The organism is Saccharothrix luteola (genome assembly GCF_020859565.1).
In the GTDB taxonomy this organism is placed as follows: Bacteria; Actinomycetota; Actinomycetes; order Mycobacteriales; family Pseudonocardiaceae; genus Actinosynnema; species Actinosynnema luteola.
On the sequence record NZ_JAJHUO010000048.1, the window covers coordinates 16,899 to 38,929 of the forward strand.

General features: G+C 68.3%; 10 protein-coding genes and 1 pseudogene. 7 read left to right on the plus strand and 4 right to left on the minus strand.

From position 1 onward, the window contains the following. Window positions 1–228: 228 nt before the first annotated feature. Both LNK82_RS43750 and LNK82_RS43755 read right to left on the minus strand, forming a co-directional pair. A complete protein-coding gene (locus tag LNK82_RS43750) occupies window positions 229–2,109 on the minus strand; it encodes a recombinase family protein (RefSeq protein ID WP_230572714.1) in 1,881 nt (626 codons plus the stop codon). A gap of 275 nt (window positions 2,110–2,384) precedes the next feature. Then, window positions 2,385–5,660: an AfsR/SARP family transcriptional regulator gene (locus LNK82_RS43755; RefSeq protein WP_230572715.1), complete on the minus strand. Its 3,276-nt coding sequence runs from the start codon at window positions 5,658–5,660 to the stop codon at window positions 2,385–2,387. 224 nt (window positions 5,661–5,884) lie between these two features. On the opposite strand from LNK82_RS43755, the gene LNK82_RS43760 reads away from it, so the two are divergent. Further along, the gene (locus LNK82_RS43760) at window positions 5,885–7,312 is read left to right on the plus strand and encodes a PqqD family peptide modification chaperone (RefSeq protein WP_230572716.1); all 1,428 of its coding nucleotides are present in this window, start codon (window positions 5,885–5,887) and stop codon (window positions 7,310–7,312) included. On the opposite strand, the gene LNK82_RS43765 is transcribed toward LNK82_RS43760, so the two are convergent. After that, on the minus strand, window positions 7,297–9,510 hold the full coding sequence (locus LNK82_RS43765) for an ATP-binding protein (RefSeq protein WP_230572717.1): 2,214 nt from the start codon (window positions 9,508–9,510) through the stop codon (window positions 7,297–7,299). The genes LNK82_RS43760 and LNK82_RS43765 overlap by 16 nt on opposite strands. Before the next feature lie 440 nt (window positions 9,511–9,950). On the opposite strand from LNK82_RS43765, the gene LNK82_RS43770 reads away from it, so the two are divergent. Beyond that, the gene (locus tag LNK82_RS43770; protein WP_230572718.1) at window positions 9,951–10,751 is read left to right on the plus strand and encodes a hypothetical protein; all 801 of its coding nucleotides are present in this window, start codon (window positions 9,951–9,953) and stop codon (window positions 10,749–10,751) included. A 23-nt stretch (window positions 10,752–10,774) separates the two neighbouring features. Beyond that, window positions 10,775–12,964 carry an ATP-binding protein gene (locus tag LNK82_RS43775; protein ID WP_230572719.1) on the plus strand — a complete coding sequence of 730 codons (2,190 nt, stop codon included), beginning with the start codon at window positions 10,775–10,777 and terminating at the stop codon, window positions 12,962–12,964. Window positions 12,965–12,978: 14 nt separating this feature from the next. Here LNK82_RS43775 and LNK82_RS43780 read toward each other — a convergent pair whose 3' ends face one another. After that, window positions 12,979–14,688, minus strand: coding sequence for a hypothetical protein (locus LNK82_RS43780; protein ID WP_230572720.1), 1,710 nt, complete (start codon window positions 14,686–14,688; stop codon window positions 12,979–12,981). A gap of 23 nt (window positions 14,689–14,711) precedes the next feature. Here LNK82_RS43780 and LNK82_RS43785 point away from each other — a divergent pair. The 4 genes and pseudogenes from LNK82_RS43785 (at window position 14,712) to LNK82_RS43800 (ending at window position 22,020) form a co-directional block, all read left to right on the plus strand. Beyond that, window positions 14,712–15,455 (plus strand): annotated as a pseudogene (locus LNK82_RS43785) (transposase family protein). Between the two features lie 449 nt (window positions 15,456–15,904). Continuing rightward, a complete protein-coding gene (locus LNK82_RS43790) occupies window positions 15,905–17,494 on the plus strand; it encodes a DUF3375 domain-containing protein (RefSeq protein ID WP_230572721.1) in 1,590 nt (529 codons plus the stop codon). Next, window positions 17,491–18,387: a DUF4194 domain-containing protein gene (locus tag LNK82_RS43795; protein ID WP_230572722.1), complete on the plus strand. Its 897-nt coding sequence runs from the start codon at window positions 17,491–17,493 to the stop codon at window positions 18,385–18,387. The genes LNK82_RS43790 and LNK82_RS43795 overlap by 4 nt, the downstream gene beginning before the upstream one ends. A gap of 12 nt (window positions 18,388–18,399) precedes the next feature. Then, the gene (locus tag LNK82_RS43800; RefSeq protein WP_230572723.1) at window positions 18,400–22,020 is read left to right on the plus strand and encodes an ATP-binding protein; all 3,621 of its coding nucleotides are present in this window, start codon (window positions 18,400–18,402) and stop codon (window positions 22,018–22,020) included. Window positions 22,021–22,031: the final 11 nt, after the last annotated feature.

Sequence of the window (22,031 nt, forward strand, 5' to 3'; positions counted from 1 at the left end):
AGCAAGTGCCATCTGACGCGACTGGCGGTTACTTTCTGTGATCGGTTCTCGGAAAGGTAATTTCACTGAACGAAAGCCTGAGTGGGAAATTTCCCACTTCTTCACAGGAGTCCGAAACCGCTGCTAAGCTGGACTTATGAGCCACTCCCCTTCGAAGGGAGTGGGAGATTCCCCACAGATGCGTGTTCGGGCTCGGACACATAATTTGCCCCGCGAGATATTTCCAGGTCAGCTGGGATCCTCGTGGGGCATTGTGTTTCCCGACGCTGCTTCGAGCCTACCCGATGGTCGCTGCTCGTAGGGTATCTGCCGGTGCGAGGGCAGGAGCAGTGGGCGGCGTCCGGCTCGTCTCACGACCTGTCGCCCGCGGTCACGGCCGTGCTCGCCCGGTGGCGGGTGCTCAGCTCCCCCGGCTCGGGATGCGTCCCGCGAACGCGTGGCGCGGAGGGCGACATGGAACCCTGTCTGCCGGTGTCGACCCTGCGGCGCTGCCGGAGGGAGCGGTCGTCGGAGAGGCCGGCGTGCGGGGCGAGTTCTGTCAGCCGGTGCATCGACCTGGCCCGCGGGCGTGTCGGGCTGATCGGCCGCCGAGGCCGTCGCACAACTCAAGGCCAGTAGGAGTTGTTTGCCCGCATTTCCATGATCTCCGGTCCCGTTCCCGCGACGGGCGGGCTGCGGTGCCAGGCGCCTGCGTGGTGTGCGCGCTCGCCTGGTACCGCCGCGGTCGAGCAGCGCGACCCCGGCGGTGTCGCAGCGGAGGACGAGTCCGAGCTCGTCGACCAGCCGTGCGGTCTGCTCCGGGCCGGGGTTGTCGGCGATGCCCACGGCGGTGAGGTGTGCGGCGATGCGGCCGAGCAGGTGATCCTCGCGCAGATAGAGGTTGCCCGGTGCGCCCTCCGGTCGGGTACGGGCGCTGGTGTGACCGTGACGGCACCGGTACGCGGCACGGCCGTGGGAACAATGCGAGTCCATCTTCCGCCCGCACACCCCGCACTGGAGTCGGCCCGCCAACAGGTAGACGTGCTCACCGCCATCGGTATCGGCCTGGCGTGTGCTGTTCCTGGCGGCCTGGATGGTCTGGGCGGTGACGAAGTCCTGCTCGGACACCAGCGGCACGTGGGCGATGCTGGCCGAGATCGCCCATGCATGCTGCTCGTTGCGCACGCTGGTCCGACGCCCGCTCGGCGAACGGGTGGCGCGATCGGCGCTCGTGCGATTCCACACCTGATGCCCGGTGTAGCGCGGATTACCCAGGATTTCCACCACTGTACGCAGCGACCAACCCGGATCGACGTATCTCCGGTTGCGCTGCGCGTCCACGTTCGACGGGCTGGGCACGGCTTGCTCGTTGAGGTGTCGGGCGATGCCCGCAGCGCTGTGCCCGGCCAGACGTAGCGAGAAGATCAGCTTCACGGTGGGTGCGGTGGCCGAGTTCGGCACGAGCCGCTGCTGCCGCACCCCGCGACGCGCCAACGCCCGATTCGGGTGCGGCCCGGCGTCGACCAGCCGGTAGCCGTAGGGCGGTCTGCCGCCGAGGTAGCGTCCCTGCTCGACGGTCTGCATGCGCATGGCGGTGACGACCCGGTGCCGGGACCGCAGCACCTCCGTTTGTGAGCGCATCGCGAGTAGCGACAGCAACGCCTCGTGGGCGGGGTTGTCGAAGTCCACCGGCCCTTCGGCTTCTGGCAGCCACAGCTGCACCCCGTACCGCTCCAGCACAGCTCGCAGCTCCCGCACCTGGGCGCCGTCGAGGAACGCACGCTCGTACTCACCGACCACCACCGCGTCGACCCGATCCGCGTTCGCCGCGATGTAACGCAGCATCGCCGCAGCCCGAGGCCGTAGATGCCACGGCACCTGACGGGAACACCCGACCTCGAAGTACTCCCCCGTAATCACACCGTGCCCGCCGGTGAGCCTACGGGACACATCCATCTGCCACGCCCGCGACGTGCGCGGGTCCTGGTGCTCACGAGTGGAAGCCCGACCATAGAACAGAAACCGCAGACTGCCGACAGGAGTCGCATCCATGGCCGGGATGCCCGGCGGGACCGTGGCGGCGATCCACTCGGCAAGCGTGGTCGGACGGGACAGGGCGGACACCGACATAGCGCGGTCCTCGACATCGGAACGGGGGGTTGGACGCCGAGGTGACGAGGCACCTTCGCCACGATGACAAGGAACTCCAAATATACGCCCAATCGGAGCAGCCCGAGCCGCCTGTGCTTGTCTAAACAGCTGCGGCATACGCGTATCTGACCGTGCCTGGTGGCGTCGATACCCACGGCAAGTCGCTGCTCGATAGCGCGGAACCGCGCTGCCGTAGGCTTGACGTCGGCTTCAGTCTCTCGCGCACCGACGCCGACCTACCCCAAGTCGACCGCTCAACCGCTGTCCGGATTGGCGCTGGTGAAATGGTCGTGCTCGTCGAGCTGCCGTTGGACGCGCTCGGCGTCGGTGTCGCGGCCTTGTTCCCGGTACAGCTGCAGTGCCTCCTGCCACACCGTGCGGGCCTGCTCGTGCCGGCCTAGGGCGGCGTGGGGATGGCCCACGCCGTCGAGGTTGTCCGCGACCGTGTAGGCGTTGTCGAGGCGGCGGTTCAGGGCGAGGGCGTGGTGGTAGTGGTCGAGGGCCTGGTGGTGGTCGCCGGTGTGGTGGGCGATGTAGCCCAGGCTGTCCAGGGTGTCCGCCTCGCCGTCGGGGTTGTGGTGGTGTCGGTGCAGGCTGAGGGCGGCCTGGCAGTGCTCGCGGGCGGTGTCGAACCGGCCCAGCCGCGCGGCGTGCCAGCCCACCGCGTTGAGCGCGTTGGCTTCCAACACCGGCCGGTCGAGGGCGCGAAAGAGGGCGACAGCGTGGTGGGCGTGCTCCAGGGCTTGCCGGTCGTCCCCCCGCTGTTCCCAGGCGAACGCGAGTGCCCGGTGGGTGAGGGCCTGTTCGGTGGGGTCGTGGTGGCGCAGGGCCAGGTCGAGGGCCTGCTCCAGGTGTGCGGTGACCTGTTCGTGTAGGCCCAGCCGGGAGCAGGCGAGGCCGAGCAGCCGGTGGGCGCGGCTGCGGGTGGCGAGGTCGGGCAGATGGTCGGCGGCCTCCAGCGCGGCCCGCCACGTGGTGACCGCGTCACGCAGGTGTCCCCGTCGGAGGTGGAAGGTCGTCAGGTTCCATGCCAGGTGCCAGACGGTGTGGTGGTGGCCGAGGGTGGCGGCGGTGCGTTGGGTGGCCAGCAGGGTGGCGTGCTCGGCCTGCAGCCAGGCCAGCGCCGCGGCGGTGTCGGGCAGCGGGTGCGGGTGCACGCCGGGTGCGGGCGGCTCGAGCAACACGAGCGTGCCGTGGGGGTACAGGAGGCGTTCGGCGGTGTGGGCGGTGTGCAGGTGGAAGTCCCCCACCCGGGTCAGGGCCGCTTCCCGCACGTGCCCGGGCAGGGTGGTGTGGGCGGTGTCCGCGGCGTAGCGGCGGACCAGGTCGTGCATCGCGTAGCGGCCGCCCGGCCGCCGTTCCAGCAGCGAGGCGTTCTCCAGCCCGCTCAGCGTCCTGCGGGCGGAGCGGTCGGGCAGGCCGGTGAGGGCGGCGGTGGCGGGCGGGGTGGTGTCCGGGCCGGGGGCGATGCCCAGCAGTGCGAACACTGTGCGTTGCCGGTCGGTGAGGTGGCGCAGGGACCAGGACAGCACGGTGGGCAGGCTGGCGGCCGGGTCGGTGTCGTGGTCAAGCGCCTCCAGCCCGAGGTCGCGCAGTTCGGCGGCGGCCTCGGCCAACGCGACGTCGGGGCGAGTCCCGGCGGTGCGGGCGATGATCGACAATGCCAGTGGGTGGCCCCCGCACAGCCCGATCAGCTCGTCCACCGCCTCGGGTTCCGCAACGACGCGGTCGGAGCCCAGGCGGGCGGCCAGCAGGCCGCGCGCCTCGTCGCGGTCAAGGACGTCCAGGGGCAGGTGTCGGGCGCCGTGCCGGTCGATCAGCGAGGCCAGCCGGTGACGGCCGGTGACCAGTACCGTGCAGGACGGCGAGCCGGGCAGCAGCGGCACGACCTGCTCGCTGGTGGCGGCGTTGTCCAACACGATCAGCATCCGCCGCCCGGCCACCAGGCTGCGGTACAGCGCGGCCTGGGCGTCGAGGTCGGCGGGGATGCGGTTCGGGTCGACTTCGAGGGCGTCGAGGAACCCGCGCACCGCCGCCGCCGGGTCCATCACGTCGCTGGTGGGGCTGAAGCCGTGCAGGTCGACGAACAGCTGCCCGTCGGGAAACCGCTCCAGGTGACGGTATGCCCACGTTAGGGCGAGCCAGGTCTTGCCGATGCCCCCGGCACCGCCGATCGCCGAGACCAGCACCGTCGCGCCCTGCCCCGCACTTGCCGGGCCGGTGGTTGGGGCTGCGGTGGTCGGTTCCCGCGTTTCGGTGCCTGGTTCCTGCGGTGTGGCGGCGTGGGTCAGGGCACGGTCCAGACGGGCCAGTTCCGCCCTCCGGCCGGTGAACAGTCCCGGTGCGGCGGGCAGCTGCCGCGGGATGACCGGCGCGGGTCGCGGTGGTGGCGGGTGCAGGTTCAGGTTGCCGTGCACCACACCGACGGCGGCACCGTGATCGGTGGCGACGAGGTCACCGTGGATGCTGGTTGTCACCGCGGTGCGGGCGTTCGGGGTGGTGTCGGGGTGGGGCGGGTCGGCCGCCGACGCGGTGTGCCCGTGGTCCGCGTCGGCTAGCGGGGGGTTGTCCGGTTCTCCCGTCTGGGGCGGTGCGCTGATGGTGAGGTGGTCGCCGGTAGCGGCACCGATGGTGATGCCCCATGCCGCGCCGTTGACGCCACCGTGAATAGTCGTACTACGACCACCGGCCCCGCTGACACCCTCGTGGTGGCTGGAGGCTATGTCCCCGGTGCCGAGGTCGCTGGATTCGCCGTTGGTGCCTGTGGGTGTGCTGTTGTGCGGGGTTGGTGTGGGGCCTGGTGGGTGGGTGACGAGGTGGTGCAGGCGGGTCCGGGTGGGGGTCGAGAGTCCGGTGCCGCCGCTGAGGTCGCGCATGCGGGTGGCGATGTGGTCGGCCCAGGCGGTGATGTCGACGTGTCGGCCGCTGTGAGCCAGTGCCTCGGCGCCCAGGAGCAGGAGTCGTTCGTCGTGGACGATGTCGGCTTCCAGCGGGCCGAGCTGAGGTGGGATCTCGTGGTGTCGACCTTGTTCGAGCAGCAGTTCCCAGAGGGTGGACAGGGCGGTGCGGCGGTGTGCGTGGGCATGGTGGCGGAAGGTGTCCACCCAGCGTCTGCGCACGTCCTCCAGCGGCGTCCCACGCCACAACGCGAGGGCGTCGTGGAGGCGGTCGGGGTCGCGGTGTTCGCCCGCGGCACGGGTTTCGCGCAGGAAGCGGTGGTAGTCGACAGTGCCGGGGTCGACGTCGAGACGGTAGGCATTGGCACCGGAGTCGTGGCGTAGCCAGGTGCCGTCTCCTCCCGCTCGTTCCATGGCGTCGCGAATGTAGCCGACGTAGCGGATCAAGGTTTCCGGTTTGGGTTCGCTGCGCCCTTCCTCGACCCAGATCCGGTCGAGCAGCGTGGCGACGGGGACGGGTCGGCCGACCTCGACGGCCAGCAGGCCCAACAGACCCCGTTCGGCGGATCTGGTCAACGTGATGACGTTGCGGTCGTCGTGGATCTCGACGTTGCCCAGTATCCGGATCTCCACCCGTCCCCCCGGCTTTAGCCCTTGCTGACGAGCGCAGTCTGTCGAGATCCGCCCCGTCGTCCAGCCGATACGACGGTGCTGCACTCGTCCGTAACGCGGGTCCACCCGGACGGGGCAGGTGCCGTCGACGGTGCGTGGCGGTTTCGCACTTCGGGTTCGGCCGAGTGGTGTCCGACAACTGCGGACACCACGGCGGACAAAATTCCCACCCGTTTGGGGTAGCGATGTCCGCCTCGGTGTCGCGGACGCCGTCCGGGGATCTGTCGCGTGCGTTCGCCGATGCTGATTCCAGTCCCGGCACACGGGATGCGAGGTCGGAATCGGAGATCGACGTCATGAGCGGCATGGGTGGCTACGGCCATCACCTACCGGATGCGTACCAGGCGAAGCGATTCTGCTGCCGGGTCTCGCTCCGCGAGGGTGTGCGCGGCTTGGGCGCGAGCTCCTTGGGCGGGGAGGGAGGTGACTGTGGTGATCGAGTTCGAGGATGTGGTGTGGCAGGAGTCGTTCAGCGGCGAGCAGGTCGGCGGTTGATCAGAAGGAGGGTGTTGATGTTTCGTCCACGAATCAAGTTCGAACACCGGCCCGTCCGCTACGGCGAGGACCGGATCAGGATCGGAGGCGACGTAGTCGGTGTCGCCTCGGAGATCGGTGACCCGGAAGGGTGGGTGTGGACGTTGCTCAACACCCTCGACGGCACGCGCACGGTGGACCAGGTCGTCGCCGACCTGGTCCACCGCTACCCCGACCTGCCGCAGGAGCAAATAAGGCAGGCGGTCGACGACCTGGTCACCGCAGGGTACGTCTACGACTCCGCCGCACCTCCACCAGAACGGGTAATCGGCACGGGGTTGGATCGGTACGACCGCGGGATGATGCTGTTGCGGTGGATGGACCGCACTCCTGGCCGCAGCGCCTGGGACGCGCAGTTGCTGCTGCACCAGGCCCGGGTGACCGTGGTCGGGGTCGGCGGTGTCGGTGCCGCAGCGGCGTGGGCGTTGGCTTCCTCCGGTGTCGGGCAGGTGCACTGCGTGGACGGCGACGTAGTGGAGTTGTCCAACCTCAACCGGCAGGTCCTCTACACCGAGCACGACCTCGGTCGATCGAAAGTCGAGGTCGCGGTGCAACGGCTGCGGCAGCACAACTGCGAGGTGGTGGTCACCGGTGACCACCTGGTGATCGACCGGCCTGGGCAGCTGCGGGCGTTGGCGGCGGACTGTGATGTGCTGCTGCTGGCGGCGGACACACCGGGTGAGATCCGGTCGTGGACAAACCGGGCGTGTTTGGCCACCGGGACGGCGTGGGTGCACGGCGGCTACTTTGGTCCGCAGGTCCATATCGGACTGTACCGGCCAGGAAGCGGGCCGTGCGCGGACTGCGGCCGCACAGTCCGGTTAGAGCGTGATGCCGCGTTGCCGCCGCTGACCCCATGGGCACCGGCCCGCGGTCAGACGCCTCCGCACGCGGCGAACGCGGTGACCGCAGGGATGACCGGGTTACTGGCGGCGCACGCGGTGACCAGCCTGATCACCGGCGCGCCGGCACTGCCGGTCAACCGGGAATACGGGCTGAACCTGGTGACTCTGCGCGAACACACCGTCGGATTGGACGCACCCCGGTCTGATTGCCCGACCTGTCACGGGCTGGTCTGACCTGCTGCTCCGGCTTCCAGCTCGCGAAGCCGGAGCAGCACCTCCTCCGCCCGCGGGTCCATCAGCGCGGTCAGCACCGCCACCGCCTCCTCCAGCATCTGCCGGGCTTGCGTAGGCTGCCCCAAGTGCTGGTGGGAGGCGGCCGCGGCCTCGCAGAGGGGAGCGATCAGGTACTCCATCCCACCGGCCTCCCGGCACGACTGCAAGGCCTGTTCGCACAGCTCCAACACACGGCGGTACTCGCCCAGTTCCTGCCACGCAGTGGCCATTGTCCGCAGGGCGTGAGCCTGGCTCGCGGGATCGGCCTCGCGGCGCAGCACCAACTCGCGCTCCGCATGGACCAGTCCCTCCCGTGGCCGTCCGGCGGCGATGTGGATCGCCCCCAGGTTGCCCTCCACCACCGCCTCGGTGCGCACCTCACCGGCCCGGCGCGCCAGCGGCAGAGCTTCGGTGTAGCAGGCCAACGCCTGCTCGTAGCGTTTGAGCGCCCTGTGCAGGTAACCCAGGCCACACCAGGCTTCCAACTCCCGGACGGTGTCGTCCACCAGGCGTGCGGTCTCCATCACCTGCGTGAAGTCGGCTTCAGCCTGTGCCCACATCCCCATGTCGTGATGGGTGTTGCCGCGGCGGATCAGCAACGACAACTCCGAGCCGTGGTCGCCTGAGGCGCGCGCAGCCGACAATCCCAGCGTCTCCGCCTCCAGCCGCAACGGCCACCACGACTGCGGACGCAACGTCACGAACCGGTACGCGCCAGCCAGCAGGATCGTCTCTTCCCACAACCGGTCCTGGTGGGCGATGCGCACCGCCGACATCATCGTAGGCAACTCCGAGATCAACCACTCCATCGCCGCCGCGCGGTCGAACTCCGGCACCCCACGAGCCCTGCCTCGCAGCGCCAAGGGCGAATTGCCGGGAAACACCACCCGGTCTGCCACATCGGCGACTGTCGCGTACCAGCCGATCGCCCGTTCCACAGCCTGTCGCCGCTCCGGCCCGGAATCGTCGGCATCTGCCCGCCCAGCCGCATAGGCGTGCGCCAAGTCGTGCAGCCGATACCGCCCCACCCCGGCCGGCTCCACCAGATTCAGATCGACCAAGTCCTCCAGCAGCCGACGGACCCGCGACAACGGCCAGTCCGACAAGGCTGCCGCCGCGCCTTCGCCCAGCTCCGCCGCAGGGTGCAGGCCCAGCAGCCGGAACAGACGCGCCTGCTCCGGCGACAACCGCGCATACGACGCGTCGAACACCGCCCGCACCGCAGTCGAATCGTCCCCCGACACGCTCAACCCCTCCACCCTGCCCCGCTGCCCGGCGATCTCGGCCACCAACCCCGCCACACTGCCATGCCGACGCCCTGCGACCCGGCACGCCGCAACCCGCAACGCCAACGGCAACCCACCACACAAGGCAACCAACGACGCGACCGCCTCCGGCTCCGCCCGAGCACGCTCCTCACCGATCACACCCTCCACCAACGCCACCGCGTCCTCAACGGGCAGCACGCCAACCGGCAGCCGTACCGCACCATCGGAGACCGCCAACCCCGTCAACGCCGCACGCCCGGTCACCACCGTCACACACCCCGACCCCGCAGGCAGCAACGGCCTCACCTGGTCCGCCGACACAGCGTTGTCCAACACCACCAACACCCGCCGCGACGCAGTCAGCGACCGATACAACCCGACCTGCGCCTCCTCAGCCGCCGGCACAGCCTCCGCCGAAACCCCCAACCCCTGCAAAAACCCTGCCAACACCGCTGACGGAACCAATGGAGCACTCGGCCCGTAACCCCTCAGATCGGCGAACAGCGTCCCGTCAGGAAACCGCGACTCAGAACCTCGCGCCCACCGCACCGCCAGCGACGTCTTCCCGACCCCACCCATCCCCTCCAACACCACCACCGACGGACCACTCGGCTCATCCGACGCCCCGCCCAGCGCGCTGTCCACTGCCGCGAGTTCGCCAGCCCGGCCGGTGAAGTCCCGGACACCAGCCGGCAACTGCCGAGGTACCGGAGCCCGTGGCGTCGGCAGCACCACCTGCCCGATGCTGCCCGCCTGCACCACCGCGCCCGCCACGGCAATTCCCGCCAACGAGTTCGACACACCCATCCCGTCCACCACCCACCACAGATCCCACAACCGGCACCGCCGCACCACCGCATCAACTGGAGTCCACCCGGTCGGCTCACCCACCCGCGACACGCTGCCTCCTGGCGTCGATCGATCGACGCCAGGAGGATGTGGACGCATCGGACAGCACGCCGGTTGTCAACCCACGGCTGCATGAAGCTACGGCCGATATCAGCCGGTCGAGTGGTGGAGCACAACCGAAGGTGCGACCGACACGCGAGATAGACCACGTCGCAGCCACTCGCAACACCATCGGCAATCTCGCAAACACCGGATGTCCATCGAACGCATCGATGACTGACGATCACCGCCGAACAGCGGACCGGAGTGGCAGCACACCCACCAGTCAGGTGGACTCGTACAGCCGAATGAGCGATTGGTGCGCCAAACGACACGGCACCCACCGACGCCGGCCGGTAGAACGGAGGTCATCGGCGCACCACGCGGTTCTGCCCTCGGGGGTCGACATGGCGGGTACGGGTCGGCACGCGGTCCACCGCACGATGGTCGTGCTCGACGTAGAGGGGTCCAACGCCCCCGACCGGACGCTGCCTGACCAGCTGGGCACCCGCGCAGGCCTGTACGCGATGGTCGGCGAGGCGTTGGCGGCGGCCGGGGTGCCGTGGGACGCTTGTTATCGCGAAGACCGCGGAGACGGCCTGCTTCTGCTGATCCCGCCGGAGTGTCCGAAGGCGCCGCTGGTGGAAGTGCTGCCCGCCGCATTGGCGCGGGCTGTGCACGAGCACAGCACCAACTGCCCCGACGCCGCCAGGGCGCGGCTACGGCTGGCGGTGCATGAAGGCGAAGTGGCCTTCGACGAAGGCGGCGTCGCTTCCACATCACTGACCACCGCGTTCCGGATGGTCGACGCGCAACCGTTGACGCAGGCCATGGCAGATGCGCCCGGTATGCTGGCAATGATCGTCTCCCGGGTGGTGTTCGACAAGGTCGTTCGGCACTGCGCCACGTTAGACGCGGCGACGTTTCGGCCGGTCGAAGTGACAGTGGGGGAGATCCGGGACCTTGCTTGGATCACCGTGCTGGATCACCCCTACGGGCCCGATTCAGCCGGTCTCAATCGGCGACCGTCGGATTCTGCGTCGTCCACCCTCGTTTGGGATGGACGCGCCTCGACCGTGCCCGACGCCGACGACGCAGAACTGCCCGGCGCTCATGGGCCTCGTGCCGTGACCATCGTGGGCGGGGTAAATGGAGCCGGGTTGGGCATCACGATCGGCGCCGCCACGGGCGACCACTTCACCCTCCGCACACCACCGGCAGGCGAGTCGGAAAACCCCCGGTAGCCGACACGGGCAACGGGCACACCGTGTCGGCGCACGAGCCCGACGTCGCACCACCCACCGGCACGCAGGCGGTCACACGGATCCACGGCGACCTCACCGCCACCGACAACAGCACCGCCGTCGGAGCGGTCCACGGCGGCCTACACCTACACCAGTCACCACCCCTACCGCGCATACCCGCCCCGCGGCAGCTCGGTCCCCGACCGACAGCGTTCGTCGGCCGCGTCGACCAGCTCGCCGCGCTCGACCGCGCTCTCACCACCGATCCTCACACCGGGATAAATAAATCGCGAACCGGAGGCGCGGCGGTGATCTCGTCCATCGGCGGCACCGGCGGCATCGGCAAGACCTGGCTCGCCCAAACCTGGGCCCACGACCACCTACACCGCTTCCCCGACGGGCAACTCTCCACCGACCTGCGTGGCTTCAGCCCTGGCCAACCCCGTGCGCCGATCGACGTGCTGGGCGACTTTCTCGATGCCCTCGGCATTGACCGCGATAACCAGCCCAACGACCTGGAAGCCCGGATCGGGCTCTACCGCACCCGTACCAACGGCAGACGCCTGCTCATCCTGCTCGACAACGCCGCCCACGCCGATCAAGTCGTACCGTTGTTGCCCGGCGGCGACACCTGCACCGTCTTGATCACCAGCCGCGACCGACTCCATAGCCTCATCGCGCGCCACGGAGCGCGCCCTGTTCACCTCGACACCCTCACCGACGCCGATGCTCGCACCCTGCTCACGACCGCCCTCGATAACACCCCCACCACCCCCGAGACCGAACGCGTGATCACCGAACTGATCGGCTTGTGTGGGAGGTTCCCCCTAGCGCTCGGGCTCATCGCCGCCCGAATCCGCACCGATCCTCATCTGCTGTACGACCTCGCCGCCGAACTACGTGAACTCGGCCTGGATGCCCTCGACTCTGGCGACTCGCACGCCAGTCTGCCTACCGTTCTGTCCTGGTCGTTGCGCTACCTCACCAAACAACAACGCGCTCTGTTCGAGTTGCTTGGCATCGCCCCCGGCCTCGACGCCTCGCTGCCTGCCGTCGCCTCTCTCGCCGGACAACCTTCACGGGAAACTCGTATAATGCTGCGCGCCCTGACCGATGTCTCTCTGGTCACTCATCTTCCCGGCGACCGTTACTCGATGCACGACCTGGTACGTAGCTACGCCGCTACACGCGCCAACAGCCTGCCCCAAACGGATCAGCTTGCGGCACTGCGGCGGATCATCGACTTCTATCTCCACACCGCATATACCGCAAGCCGAATCCTAGAGCCCAACGGTACGACAATCCAGCCAAATCCTCCCGCTTCCGGTGTCCAACAGTACCCGATGACCGACCACTCCATGGCGATAGCCTGGCTGGACGCTGAGCATAGTTGCCTTTTGGCTTCCCAGCGCACCGCCTTTACTTATGAGTGGAACGATATCGTGGTGCAGTTCGCCTGCGCGCTAAGTGGGCTCCATTTTCGACGGGGGCACATACTAGACGATCTCGCTTCATGGAAAGCAGCCTTGAACGCCGCCGAACTCTTGCCCAGCATCGATGCCCACATACTAACCCATAGAGGACTCGGCTTCGCCAACGCGCAGGTAGGAAAACACTATGAAGCCATTCGACTTTTGAACGAGTCCCTCTCCATCGCTCGACAGCGAGGCGATCGAGCCGAGGAAGCACATAGCCAGCGCGTCCTCGCCTGGGTATGGGCAATACAAGGCGACGGTCGTCGAGCGCTGGAACACTGCCGACTCGCGCTTGGGTTGTATCGCACAGTCAACCTACCCACAAGGGAAGCGAATGCCCTAAATGACCTTGGCTGGTTCGCGGCCCGCTTGAAAGACTTCGACACCGCGCGCGCCAACTGTCTGGCCGCCCTCGCTATGCACCGACAGCACGGAAGTGCTACCGGCGAGGCATCGACACTAGACAGCTTGGGATATATCGCACACAGCACGGGTAGTCATCACGAGGCCATCGAGCACTACAAGGGCTCCATTGCACTTCTCGCAGCTCATAGCTTCAGCGCGCACCTCTCCGACATCCTCGACCGACTTGGCCATCCTCACGCCGCATTAGGTCAACACACCGAGGCTCGGCGAGCCTGGCAGCAAGCCCTGACGATCTACCAACAGCAGGGCCGTACCGCCGATGCCGAACGCGTCCAACAGCAGCTCGACGACCTCGACACCGTCATTCGTTGATTGCCCAGTCGTACTCAGCGTTGCGCCGAAGGCGTGCAGTCCGTAACCGCGGGTGGCCGCGTGGCACCGGCCAGCACATCAAGGGTGCGCCCCACGAGTCGTCGGACGCTGAAGCGGGGGTCGGTACGGAGTTTGTCCTGGACCGCCTTGATCGTCGGTGTGGTGACCGCGTGGCGTAGTCCGTCTGCGAGGGAGCGCCGGACTCGTTGGTCGCGGTCCTCGGCGAGGAGCAGGCCGATCATGGCGTCGTTGGGTTCACCGGCCGCCCAGGTGATGCCTGCGAGTGCGCGAGCGGCCCAGTCCTGTTGCACCGCGAGCAGCGGTACGTCTCTGGCCAGGTCGTCCGGCTTGACTGTGCGCAGTGCGCGCACGACGAGTCGGCCGCTGCTCTCGCTCGTGCCGAGCAGGTTGATCGCACGGTTGCGGACCCGGTCCCGCTGATCCTGTGTCCGGGCGAGGGATGCGGCTAGCACCAGCGCGTACGGGCGGGTGTCCAGGGTCATGCCGCTGACCTGGACTGGCCCCAGCGGGTCACTGCTCATGTTCAGCGCCAGGTCGGCTGCTGTCGGCGTGGAATCGGCGGCATGCTCCATCGCTTGCTCGAAGAACTCGTCCACGTCGTCGAGATCGTGGGCGAGGTGACCGGCGGCGAGGAAGTAGTCACTGCGGTTCCACCCCGGCTCGTACGGTGATCGCACCCGTTCCAGTTGTATGCGGACCAGGTTCTTGCGGTCTTCTTTCGGCAAGGACATCGCCAGCAGCGCCTGACGTTCGGCGTCGGTGCCGAGACCGATGGAAGTCGCCGTGTTGTCCAGGGTTGCGCTGAGGTTGGCGCTCGCGGCTTGTGCCGCATTCAGTTGCACTTCCGTTGGTTCGTCGGTAATCCGGGACAGCAGCGAGGCCGCGTAGCGGTTGCCATCAGAGGCGAGCGTGCCGAGGCGGTCGCGTACGAGTTCGGGGTAGTCCAAGAACAGGTTGTGCGCTTCGTACTCCGCCTTGCGCGAGACACCGGAGTCATTTGCGGCCACCAAGTCCAGCAACTGCCCAATTGCATCGACACGCAGTGCCGGGTGACCGGCGGCGATGCCCACGCAAGCACGGACATGGCTGTCGTCGGTGTGGTGGGAGTTGTGAGATTTTCGCGGGACGCAAGGAAGCAGGTAGTCGAGCAGCTCCGCAGCTGCTTCAGGTGTGATCCTATCGGCCAGCTCTGCCAGTACCTTGAGCGCCTCCAAGCGGACGAACGGCCCGTAACGGGGATTGTCACGCAGCACACCGGCTCGCTCTTGTCGCAGAACATCGAGCGCAGTGGCGGCGATCTCGTCGACCTGGTCGTCGGGGACCAGGTCACCCTGCACAGCGAGTACCCGGAACGCGGCGGCCCGCGCCGAGGCGCCCGAGGCGCCCAGATGAGGGCGGACATCGAGGTAGCGGTCACCGGCGCGCTTCGCGAGCTCGGCCGCCTGCTTGGCCTGCCCCGCCAGGATGAGCAGCGCCGCAGCGGGTTCGAGTACGCCAGCAGCCTGGTACGCCGAGGCGAGCAGGGATCGTGCGTCCTGTACCCGTCCCCAATTTCCCGTCGCGTGAGCGAAGCGCAGATACGCCCGCAACACCGGTACAGCCACGTGCGGCTTGCCGTCCACCATGGCGCGCAGCGCCTCGGCTTCAAGCCGCTGCGTGGTCCGTTCGCTACGGTCGCCGCCGGTCGTCTGGAGGCTGCGCACCAGTCTCCAGAAGTCCTCATCCCGTGTCACTCCGCGTAGCCGGAGGTGCAGAATCTGCCGGGAGTGCACCCACTCCGCGGCATCGTCGGGATCGGCGGCAGGTGGCGCAGGCTCGATCCCGGACGCCAGGCCCTGCTGGTGCTGGCGCACCTACGCTGCGGCGACACCTACAGCCGCGTGTCCGCGGGGTTCAGCGTCGGCCTGGCCACCGTCTGCCGCTACATCCACGAAGCCGTCCAGCTCCTGGTGGCACTGGCACCGGACCTGGCGACGCGGTGAAAGTCGCCACGCGCAAGGCCTACGTCATCCTCGACCGCACCCTGCTGCCCATCGACCGCATCGCCGCCGACCGGCCGTACTACTCGGGAAAACACAAGCGCCACGGCATGAACGTCCAAGTCCTCGCCGACCCCGCCGGGCGACTGCTGTGGACCTCGCCCGCGCTGCCCTGCTCGACCCACGACCTGACCGCGGCCCGCGCCCACGGCATCGTCGACGCCCTGACCGCAGCGGACATCCCATGCTGGGCGGACAAGGCATACCGGGGTGCCAGCGGCCCGGTCCGCGTGCCCTATCGCGGCAAGTGGCACAACCTCTCGCCCGGTCAGCAGGCCGTCAACCGCTCGCATGCCCGTATCCGCGCCCTCGGAGAACGATCCGTCTCGACCCTGAAGGCCTGGCGGCTGCTACGCAAACTCCGCTGCTCCACCACCCGCATCACCGACCTGACCAGAGCCGTCCTCACACTTCACCTCAACGCTGGATGAGGTTGGAAAAGGCTCAGTGCGTCCAGCCTGCCCTGGACAGCCGGTGCGCGGCGGCAGATGGCGTGCATAGGCGTCCAGGCAGACCAGTCGGCTCCGATCCCAGAAGCGATGTACTCCGTACTTCTGCGGCTTATGGGCCGACTGGTCGTTCCGACCGCTCCGATGTGGCTAACGCTGTCGCGGGCGTCGGCGATGGGCGGGTGAAGGGCTTGACACGCTCCGCGCGCTGGGATGTGCCGGGCCCTTTGCCGTATCCGGATCCTGTCCGTCAGCGGCGCGGTGGAGACGATCGCCCGATGATGCCGATGCCGGTTGGTGTCGTCGAGGGGCACCGGGCCGCCCGACGCGGCGGTGAGATCGATGGCGACTGTCGAGCCGTCATGCGCGCTCGGGCGGGTGGGCGGGATGTCGTGCCAGCCAGCGCGTGCGCGATTGTGGGAGGTGGGGGGATGTCGGGCGTCGTCGCTGATCGTGCTCGGGTGAAGGAGGCGTTCGAGCAACCCACGCTGTCCTTGTTGCACCAAGGGCACGCGCCGGTGGTGATCGCGGTGTTCCGTTCGGCGTTCTCCCGTGAGGTCCCGGCCGTGCCCGCGGCCCGGTTACACGAGATGGTCGAGGCGTTCCTCGCCGAGTTGCGGTTATCGGGGCTGGCCGACCGGGAGGTGCCAGCGGGGTCGGGGCGCGGGTTGTGCCGCAAGTGGGTGTCGGATCAGTGGCTCATCCGGTCTCCGACAGAGGACGGCACCGAGCAGTACACGCTCACCTCGCACGCCCAGGACGCGTTGCGGCTGGTCGAGCAGTTGACCAGGGAACGCGCCACCCTCTCGGAGCACCGGATCGCCACCATCCTCGAGCAGGTCCGCCGCTTCAACAGGGTGGCCAATCCGGACCGGGCGGCGCGAGTGAACATCCTGGATGCCGAGATCGGGCGTCTGACCCGGGAACGGGACCGGCTGCTCGCCGGTGGGGACATGCCCGCGGTGGGCGCCGACTACATGTTGCAGGGCTTCTCCGAGCTGACCGAACTGGTCGCCGGTCTGCCCTCGGACTTCGCGCGCGTGTCGGAGTCGTTCACCACTTTGCGTGATCAGATCTTCGTGTCGCTGCGCGGTGAGGACAGACCCGCGGGGCAGACCGTCGACGAGTACCTGAGACAGGCCGACTCGCTGGAGGAGGCCACCCCCGAGGGTCGGGCGTTCAAGGGTGCCTTCGACCTCCTGCGCGACCAGGTCCTGGTCGAGCAGTTGCGTGAGGACATCGCCGACCTTCTGGACCACCCGTTGGCCGGGGACATCCTCACCGACTCCGATCGTGCGGACCTGCGCGGCACCGTGTCGATGATCCGGCGTGGCATGAGTCGGGTGATCGTGGAACGAGGGCGGGCGACCTCGGCGCTCAAGGAGTTCATCACCACCTACGACCGCACCCGCGACCGTGAACTGGACGCGACGTTGCGGGCGCTGGAGTCGGAGATCACCGTGTGGATGCTGCGTGGCGGGCCGAAGACCCGGGTGCCGGTGTCGTTGCTGCCAGCGGAGATCGAGGTGTCGCTGCTGCGCGAACGGTTCCACGACGCCGAAACGTCCGCGCCACCGCCGCCGCTGGTGGACGTCTCGGCCGACCAGCCCGCCGCGCCGTCGATGCGGGAGTTGCTGATGCAGGGAGGCCCCTCGCTGGACGCGCTGCGAGCACGGTTGTCGACGCTGGGCACATCCGGTGCGCCGGACTCGGCGGGTGGCCTGTTCCGCGGGTTCCCGAATGCGTTGCGGCGGCCGGTGGAGATCTACGGCCTGTTGCACCTTGCCACCAACACCGACGCTCTGGCCGTGACCGAGGAGACCGAGGTGTACGACACGGTGCGCCCCGACGGCAGCCGTCGATCACTGGAGGTGCCCAAGATCGTCCCCGCCCACGGCCCCGCCACGGCTGGCGCGGACGACGGCACGACCGCAGCGGTGTCGGCCGACGGAGACGCCGAGCGGACACGCAGCGGGAACGACAGCCCGCACCGGGACGAGCGACGGGAGGAATCGGCATGACCCACAACCTCGGCGACGAGCCCGCCGCGTCCCTGCACGTCGTGACATCCCGCAGCACGCAGGATCAGGCCACATCGATCGGTGACCCGACCGCAGATACCGATGTCGAGGACACGACGGCATGGCCTGAGCCGGAGAAACCCGATGTGCACGGCCGTGTGGGCGAGGAGTTCCCCGACCTGGACGACGACGGCGACACGGAGAGCACCTCGACGCTCTCGCTGTTCGAAAGCGACGAGGGCGCGTTGTTGTTCGCCCAACGGCAAGCTTTGGTGCACCTGATCAAACATCCGTTCATCAGCGCCCAGACCCACCCACGGGACTGGCGGACTCTCATCGGCAATCCACGCCCCATCCGCGCCCGCCTCAACGACCTGTTCATGGTCCTGGAATTGGACACCCAGCGTGAGGTCGCCTTCACCCGGCAGGCGACACCGGAGGGTGGCGGACGACGATTCCCGACGCTGTTCTACGACCAGGCGTGGACCCGCGAGGAGACCATCGTGCTGCTGTGCCTGCGCACCCGGTCGCATACCGAGCAGGCCGCCGGCACCGGCCGGGTGTTCGTCGACCGCGACGACATCCACGACTACGTGACACGGTTCCGGCCCGCCCACGCCACCGACAAGGTCGGTGACCGCGGCAGGGTCGAGCGGGCGATCGAGAAGGTGTTCAAGACCGGATTGCTGATCGGCCGCAAAACCGGTGAACGGTTCGAGGTCGCACGCGCCATCGACACGCTCATGCCGCTGTCCAGGCTCACCGAACTGCTCGCCTGGCTGCGGCAACAGAACACCGACGGCGCCGGGGACCCGACCACGCCCGCCGACCGCTCTCCTGCTGCCTCCGTCACCGCGACGGCACCCGACCACGCCGCCGACAGCGGTGAATGAAAGTAGTCGACGATGACCGAGGAGATGACCCTGGAGTTGGGCGACCTGCGGGCGGACATCCGACCACGGCCCGGCCCGACCGCCGCGCCCTCGATCGCCCCGGCTTCCGCCAAGGACGTCGTACCCGGCGCTCCTGCGGATTCCGCCCGGTCGTCCACGGCGACCGGCCCTGCCCCCGCCCCGGCCACACGGGCATCGGATGCGCGCCGGGAGACGGCACCGGCCACCGTGCAACACCGCCTGGAAAGCATACAACTGGTCAACTGGGGCGGCTTCGAGGGACGCCGGCTGATCGAGTTCGACCGCGACTCCACACTGATGTCGGGGGCATCCGGGACCGGGAAGTCCACCATCCAGGACGCGTGGCTGGCCTTGATGCAGCCGTCGGACACCCCGTTCAACGGCGCCTCCAACGACGCCGTGCGTGGTCGGGCGCGCTCGGCCGAACAACGCAACCTGCTGTCCTACCTGCGTGGGCAGACCGACACCACCGAGGACGCCGACGGCGCGGACAAGCCCAAAGTGCTGCGCGGGGACGGAACCGACACCTGGGGTGCGGTCGCGGCGACCTTCGTCGACGACCGTGGGCGGCGTTTCACCGCCTTCCGGCTCTACTACGCCGCGGCCCGCGTCACCCGATTCGCCGATGTGCTCAGTCGCATGTTCACCTTCGACGGCACCCTCGACCTGGCCGACCTGGCGCCGCTGACCACCACCCGCCCGTCGCCGTTCGCCCCCGCCCAGGTCAAGGCACGGATCCCCGGCGCCGTACACCACGAGCGGTACTCCACGTTCTCCCAGCAACTGTTCACCCGGCTGGGCATCGGCGCGGGCGGCGACGGCAGCAAGGCACTGCGGCTGCTGGCCCGCGTGCAGGCTGGCCAGCAGATCCGCACCGTCGACGAGTTGTACAAGGAGATGGTCCTCGAACGGCCCGCTACCTACGACGACGCCGACCGAGCCATCGAGCACTTCAACGCGCTCGAGGACGCCTACCTGACCATGCACACCGAGCAGCTCAAAGCCGAGACGCTCGCCCCGGTGAAAGCCTGGTACGACGAGCTGTGTCAGGCACGCGACCGGATCGGGGCCATCGACGGTTTCGGCCTGGATCTGGGCGCCGACTCACCCGTCGCGCTATGGGCGTCACGCACCGAGGACGCCCTGCTCACCGCCGCTGTCGACACCAACCGCAAGCAGCGCGACCACGCCGAGAAGGCCTTGGCCACGGCACAGCTCGCACGCGCCGAGCAAGAGCGGGCCCTGACACAGGCCCAGGCCGACCACGACGCCGCAGGCGGGGGAACCTTGCGGCGGATCGACGACGACCTTCAGGTGGAGACCGCGCGCCGTAACGAACGTGACCAGCGCCGTACGGTCCTGGCCCGCGACACGGTCGCCCTGAGCGGTCATCTGCCTGGCGGATTGGACTCGGCGGTGGACTACCAGGCACTGCGCGAGGCCGCGACAGCGTTGGTCGATGCCGCGGACTCCACAGCCGTCGAACTGCAGCAGCGTCGTGACAGAATCCTGCAGAAGCGGCAGTTCCCTCTTCTACAGCGGCGAACCGAACTGAGGACAGAGCGGGCGTCCTACGAGGGGCGTAGCGGTCGTGTTCCGCCGTGGCTCGACGCACTGCGCGTCCAAGTCGCGCAGGCGGCCGGGCTCGCGGCGGAAGAGTTGCCGTTCCTCGCCGAGTTGATCGACGTTGTCGACGGCCAGCAGCAGTGGCGCACGGCGATCGAGACCGTCCTGGGCGCCAGCGCACGGCTGCTGCTGGTGCCCGGCGACCGGTTGGAGGACTTCTCCCGGAAGATCGACCCGCTGCACCTGACCGGCCGGATCACGTTCGAAGGCGTCACCCTGCAACCGTGGAATCCGACGCGCATCGCAGCAGCCGACTCACAGCGGATCGCCGGAAAACTGCAATTCAAGGCCACCCCGTTCACCTCGTGGGTATTCGAGCACGTCAGCGACGCGTCCCTCAACGCGCTGTGCGTGCCGACCGCGGCCGACCTGGCAGGGCACGGCTACCGGGTCACCCCCGCGGGGCAAACCCGACGGGGTCGCCGCGGCTCGCACGGACGCGCCGACCGGCACAACATCATCGGCTTCTCCAACACCGACACCCTCGCCGACATCGACCAGGAACTCGCCGACATCGAACGCGACCTGCGATCCACCGGGCAGGCGGTCAAGGCTGTCGAAGCCGAGCAGGGCACACTGCAGCGACGCATCGGTGCCTGCCAGGCGGTGGCCCGGCTGAGCTGGGATGACATCGACGTGCCCGGCTCGGACGAACGCATCGCCGCCCTGCGGCGGCAACGCCAGGCTATCCTCGACGACAACACCCGGCTCCAGGCCCTGCAGAAACACATCGAGGATCTGGAGGGCCAGGTCGAACAGGCCCGGAACCAGGTGTACGGCTGCCAACGCCACCACAAAGAATTGAACGAGCTGTGGAACCAGCTGGTCGACCGTCAGGACGAGGTGGTCGGCGAGCTGCAGCGCCTGGACCGCGAACAGCGGGTCGTGCTCACCGACGAGCAGACACGGGAACTGGATCGGCACTTCGCCACCGTCACCGCCGACCGCGACAACATCCTCGCCGATTTCCCCAAATACCTGGTCGCGCTCCGCCGACGACTACGTGAGCAGGCCGATGTGTCCGGCCAACGGATTACCCAGCTCACCAGTCTCATCGAGGACCGGTTCGTGCAATTCCAGCACAACTGGTACGACCCCAAACTCGGCAAGACGCTGGACTCCTACGCCGACTACGCACGCCTCTACGACGACATCGAGGCCACCGGCCTGCACACCCGTCGCGACCAGTGGCGACGCCGGCTGACCGACTGGTCCGGCGAGGACCTCGTACCGCTGGCCCATTCGATGGGCGACGCGATCGATGAGATCGAACGGCGCCTGGAACCGATCAACGCCATCCTCGGCGCACTGCCGTTCGGCGCGAACGCCAACCGTCTGCGCATCCGGATGCGCAGACAACGCTTCGAGCACGTCACCACGTTCCGCCGCGAGCTGGCCCAGCTTTCGTCCACGGCAACCACACATCTGGACGACCATGCCCTGGAACAGCGGTTCCAGGATCTACAGGCCTTCATGGACCAAATCCGAACCAAGGACGATCCGCGCGGCCTGCGAGCCACCCCCGGCCGCGGCGGCACGACGAAGACAGGCGCGGTTGAGCGCGACCGCGACCAACTGCTCGACGTGCGCAAACACGTCACCGTCACCGCCGAGTGCTACGACCAGCAGACCGGCCAACTGGTGTCCACCCACTCGTCGCTGGGCGGCAAGTCGGGCGGCGAGTCACAGGAACTCATCGCGTTCATCGTCGGCGCGGCGCTGAGGTTCCGGCTGGGCGACGAACTGCGCGATCGACCGCGGTTCGCCCCGGTGTTCCTCGACGAGGGATTCATCAAAGCCGACGCCGAGTTCGCTGGCCGCGCGGTGCAGGCCTGGCGGGGGCTGGGCTTCCAACTCGTCATCGGCGCCCCGCTGGACAAGGTGACCGGCCTGGAACCGCACATGAACGCACTGCTGGTGATCACCAAGGACACCCGGACACAGCGCTCGTTCCTTCACCCGGTCAAGGTGAGCTTCCCCCGATAACTCGAGGTGGT